We start from the raw sequence: 649 nt of genomic DNA on the forward strand, positions 1-649 counted from the left end.
GTTGCCGCGCTTGATCGATTTGATCTTCTTCATCACCTCGTTCATGAACGGCTCGAAGATCGACTCCTGCACCAGCGCCCGCGACGGGCAGGTGCACACCTCGCCTTGGTTGAAGAAGGCCAGCACCAGGCCTTCGGCCGCCTTCTCGATGAACGCCGGCTCGGCCTGCATGATGTCTTCGAAAAACACGTTCGGGCTCTTGCCGCCTAGCTCCACGGTGCTGGGGATGATGTTGGCGGCGGCGCATTTCATGATATGCGAGCCCACTGGGGTAGAGCCGGTAAAGGCGATCTTGGCGATGCGCGTGCTGGTGGCCAGCGCCTCGCCGGCTTCACGGCCGAAGCCCTGGACGATATTGAGCACGCCCGGCGGCAGCAGGTCGCCGATGATCTCGGCCAGCAAGGTGATCGACAGCGGCGTCTGCTCGGCTGGTTTCAATACCACGCAGTTGCCGGCGGCCAGCGCCGGGGCCAGCTTCCAGGCGGCCATCAGCAGCGGGAAGTTCCAGGGAATGATCTGCCCGACCACGCCCAGCGGCTCGTGGAAGTGGTAGGACGCGGTGTGCTCGTTGATCTCCGCCGAGGTGCCTTCCTGGGCGCGGATGCAGCCGGCGAAGTAGCGGAAGTGATCGGCGGCCAGGGGTACGTCG

At 64.6% G+C, this 649-nt stretch carries 1 protein-coding gene; it reads right to left on the reverse strand.

Features of this window, described 5'->3' with window-relative positions; genetic code table 11:
• Positions 1–649 (reverse strand): aldehyde dehydrogenase family protein (locus PVA39_RS23210; RefSeq protein WP_274126069.1); only part of this gene is annotated, 649 nt, incomplete at both ends.

It is taken from the genome of Pseudomonas sp. CNPSo 3701, assembly GCF_028674975.1.
GTDB lineage: Bacteria > Pseudomonadota > Gammaproteobacteria > Pseudomonadales > Pseudomonadaceae > Aquipseudomonas > Aquipseudomonas straminea.